Genomic DNA, 4,513 nt, shown 5'->3' with positions numbered 1-4,513 from the left:
TCCATTGGCCGAGATCGCGCCTGACCTGACCTTGGGTGGCAGAAAGGTTGCCGACATGCTCGCCAACTTGAGCCATGAGGGTGTCACTAGGCTTGCCTGAGTTCCATCTGTTCCGGCCCCTTCGGATAACCGCGAGAGGATTTCTGATCGCACTAAGGCGAGACCCTTAGCCGCTGGGCAATGTCCTCGCCTTGACCCCGGCAGGAAGGCGCTGATAGGGCCGCTGGATGTCAGCCGGACAATGAAGGGCAAGAGTGTTGAATGTTGGGGTGTAGTCGAGGCCGAAGGAGTTCCCGCGAGAAGATTCTCGACGCGGCTGCGGAGCTTGTGAGCGAGATCGGTGCGGGACGGCTGACGCTGGACGCCGTGGCGGAGCGGGCCGGTCTCAGTAAGGGCGGTCTGCTCTACAACTTCCCCAGCAAGGAAGCGCTGCTCCAGGCTATGATCCAACGCCTCGTCGATGAGGTCTCGGCGGAGCGGGAGGCGCTCCGCGCTTGGGCCGAGCCTGGGCGCAACCTGGAGGCGCGCCTGTGCACGGCGGCGCTGCTCAAGTTGCGCCAGGGCAGGACGAAGGAGGTCGCCAATGGCATGCTGGCGGCTTCGGCCGAGAACCCGCGCCTGCTCGATCCCGTGCGAGAGGTCGTCAAGGCAACCCTGGAGAACCTGAAAGCCACCTCGGACGATCTGGACGCGGCGCTGCTGGGCTGGCTGGCCATCGAGGGATTGAACAGCCTGGAGATGCACGATCTCAGCCCCTTCTCGGAGGAGGAGCACGAGCGGATCGTCCAGGCAGTCAACCGACTCTTGAACAGGGGCATCGCTGAGTAGAGCGCCAAGGCGCAGAACCACCAAGCTTTAGCCATTCCCGTATTGGTCCCCCACGTGAATGGCCCCACCCTGCCTAGGTCACGTCACTGGACCCATTGCGAGCGTTACGCCTCCCTGCAACCGCGAGGGGGCACCAGCCTAGGCAACGGCGGCGGGAATGGCGGGGCCACGTTCTGGCAGTGCATGGCAAAAAGCAAATCGTCCATCAGCAACCAATTGGAAATGGTCGCCATTGATTATGATGCCTTCACGCCAGAATGACAGCCACGACAACACAGGGTTCCGATAGGGTGGACGCCTCTTTCGAACACGTCGGCCCGTTCAGGCAGGATCAGAGTGGAACAAAGTGCCTGACTTGCCAGGTTAAGGCTGTATCGGGAATGACACAAGCATGCTGGGAGTGAGCTCTGGGCTATCATTGGGCTTTCAAATAAGAGACATGTCTGCTCACCTGAGACAATATTAGGAAATACCACTTCGCCTAAGTCGCCCTGAGTTTTGCTTTAAGATCGTAATGCCCCTGGATTCCCGAACCTTAGCCGCCGCCTTTGTGCTGCTGTCAGCCGTTCTGGGTGTGCTATTGATCCTTGCATGGAGACAAAGTCGTAAGATCCAGGCGCTCGCGTGGTGGGGAGCCCCCTTCTGCCTGATCCCCATCGGGATTGGAGTAGCGAACCTTGGTCAGGGGGCGCCAACGCACCTAAACTTGTTGTTTGCGAATGCCCTGGTGGTGCTCGGCTATGGCGCCCTTTACGCCGGGTGTAGGAGTTTTAATGGCCGCCCGGGCAGGATACCTGCTGTTGTCATCGGTCCTGTAGCCTGGATCATTGCCTTCCCATTCATTTACGAGACGCTAAGCGCGAGGGTTGTGGCTGTATCACTCATCTCCGGAGGGTACGCTGCCCTTTCGGGATGGGAGCTTTCAAAGCACGCTCCTCACCGCCTAGTATCGCAACGAATGGCGATCATCCTCCTCTTTGGTTTAACTGGCTTCCATTGCTTCCGGGGCCTGCTTGGTCTGTCGCTGGGCCCCCTCTTCGGGATCAACGCCGCTGTAAGCCGATGGTCAGCGGAAATGGCACTTCTTCTCCTGATGTATGCCCCTGCGCTTGCTTTTGTCTTCCTGTCCATGGCTAAGGAGCGTGTCCAATTCGATCATGAAAACACTGAACAGGCCCGTCGCGAGAGCGAGGAACACTACCGCTATTCTGTTGAATTGAACCCGCAAATCCCTTGGACGGCCGACCCCCAAGGCTTCATTCTCGATGTATCTCATCGGTGGTGCGATTTGATGGGGATGTCTGTTGAACAAGCTCTCGGGCAAGGCTGGATTAGGGCTCTACACCCTGACGATGTCCCATTTACAACAGAGCAGTGGTCAAAGGCGCTCACCACCCGCAGGCCTGTCGATGTTGAGTACCGACTGCGCTTGACCAACGGGAGCTATCGCTGGTTTCGTGCCAGGGCGGCACCTCGCTTCGGCGAGAATGGCGCGGTCCTTCGCTGGTACGGGACGGTCGAGGATATTCACGACAAGAAAGTCGCGGAGGAGCGGTTGCAATGGGCCGCCCACCACGATGACCTGACGGGCTTGCCCAACCGCAGGCTCTTCCGGCAGTGCCTTCAGCAGGCTCTGGAGCAGGCTACCAGTTCCCAGGCTACAGTAGGCCTGCTCATGATGGATCTCGACAATCTGAAGACCATCAATGACCGGTTCGGCCATGATGTGGGCGACGCCCTCTTAAGAGAGTTCGCCGAGCGCCTTCGTAGTCTTGTGCGTACTACCGATGCCGTCGCGCGTTTAGGTGGGGATGAGTTTGCGATCATCCTGAACGATGTCCCTGGTGAGGATTATGTTGCGGCTACAGCCTCATCCGTTCTGACCCGAATGCAGGAGCCGTTGCGGTACAACGGCAGAACCCTCGACTGCCGTACCAGCATTGGGGGCGCTATTGCCGCCGGGCCTGTTGTAGGTACCGAAGAGCTCCAGAAGCAGGCGGACCTCGCCTTGTACCACTGTAAAGCCAATGGACGAGGCACGTTCAGGATGTTCGCGCCGGATATGCGCGAAGAGGCACAGAAAACTGCCTCAGCTCTGGAGGTCGCCCGCAATGTGGTCACGTCTGATTGGATCGTTCCGTTCTACCAACCCAAGGTGGACCTCGTGTCAGGCAAGCTGGATGGGTTTGAGGCGCTGCTCCGATGGCGCCATCCTCGCACAGGAATCCACACCCCGGCGACGATAGCTCCTGCTTTCGATGATACTGAGCTTGGTCGTGCTATCGGGGCGCGTATGCTCTCTTGTGTGGTCAAAGATGTACGCGGCTGGCTTGATGCTGGGTTGGAGGTTGGGCGGATCGCCATCAACGCCTCGACAGCCGAGTTCCGGAATGGCGGCTACGCCGAGCGCATGCTTGAAGAACTGGCGCGGGCGGGCGTGCCAACGGCCTGCCTCGAGGTCGAAGTAACTGAAAGCGTGTTCCTAGGCCGCAGTGCTGAATTCGTTGAGCGGGCTTTGCAAGCGCTGAGCGGGGCAGGCGTGACAATCGCCCTTGATGATTTCGGCACAGGTTATGCATCCCTGACGCACTTGAAGCAGTTCCCGGTGGACGTAATCAAGCTCGACCATTCCTTTATCAGAAATATGGAGACTGATGCGAGCGATGCTGCGATTGTCCAAGCGATGCTAAGCCTCAGCCAAAGCCTTGGCATAAGGGTTGTTGCCGAAGGGGTTGAAACACCTACGCAAGCGTCACTTCTTCGGGAACAGGGTTGTAATCTGGGCCAAGGGCACCACTTCGGACGCCCAATGCCTGCTAAGGATATCCCACAGTGCATGAGGTTATGGATGCGCTCAGCACCTGAGAAAGCGAGCGAAAGACTTCAGGAAATTCAACGACAGCATTGATTGCGCTTAATAAAGACGGAATGTGGAAAACGAATCCGCAATTTTCCTACGTTCTTTCTGTGGGCTGATAACCTTTCCGTCTATTGGCAGCGGGAGGCACATGGTGAGTGGAAATCAACTCACCCTTCCCTACCCACATATTGTACCAAGTCACGCTCGTCGAGCCAATCCGTACCCATCAATGACGAGGGCAGCACGTCCCAGCAGGTCCCACTCCGCTTCCAGGAGATAGAACCGGGTCATGTTCCGGGACGGAACGACCTTCGACCCTCCTTTATAAAGTTCAACGCGACAAAGAGGCCATAAGCCGCCCCGAAAGGTCAGCTTGGGGTCATGCAGCGACGATCCCCTGCCCTCCCGGAATGTCCGCTGTTCCTTGCTAGATCAGACCCGCGGCGGACTTCCGCGAAGTGCCGATTTTGAAAAACTCCCGGGCGCCGCTGCGTCGATCTATTACTAGAGTTAGTGTGCCCAATGAGGCCCAGTATCTTGTATGCTGACCACATAAAAATCGGCCGTTGCGGACTTTTTCAACAACATCTGCCAGGAGCTGACCTTCCCATATTGCCTACTTGGTCAGGATAACGGCAGCCCGTTCATCTAACTGACCACGCCTCTGCAATAACCCTTGAACGGCCATTTCCGGCAGCTCAGTGCAGGATCTGGGACAGGAAGAGCCTCGTGCGCTCGTGCTGCGGGTTCCTGAAGAACTCGTCGGGCGTGTTCATTTCCACGATCTGCCCGTAATCCATGAAGATCACCCGATCCGCCACCTGG

2 protein-coding genes and 1 pseudogene are annotated in these 4,513 nt (G+C 57.9%); 2 read left to right on the top strand and 1 reads right to left on the bottom strand.

Annotated features, from left to right (window positions below; translation table 11 throughout):
• Positions 1-261 precede the first annotated feature (261 nt).
• Positions 262-828 (top strand): TetR/AcrR family transcriptional regulator, encoded by a 567-nt coding sequence (locus ACFOYU_RS15450; protein WP_377034276.1) that lies wholly within the window; start codon positions 262-264, stop codon positions 826-828.
• A 958-nt stretch (positions 829-1,786) separates the two neighbouring features.
• Positions 1,787-3,736: a putative bifunctional diguanylate cyclase/phosphodiesterase gene (locus ACFOYU_RS15445; RefSeq protein WP_377034275.1), complete on the top strand. Its 1,950-nt coding sequence runs from the start codon at positions 1,787-1,789 to the stop codon at positions 3,734-3,736.
• Positions 3,737-4,386: 650 nt separating this feature from the next.
• Here the strand turns inward: ACFOYU_RS15445 and ACFOYU_RS15440 are convergent.
• Positions 4,387-4,513, bottom strand: a pseudogene (locus ACFOYU_RS15440) (amino acid ABC transporter ATP-binding protein); the annotation flags it as partial.

Source organism: Microvirga sp. GCM10011540 (genome assembly GCF_042650665.1).
Taxonomy (GTDB): Bacteria; Pseudomonadota; Alphaproteobacteria; order Rhizobiales; family Beijerinckiaceae; genus Microvirga; species Microvirga lenta.
This window is presented reverse-complemented; position numbering and strand designations above follow the sequence as displayed.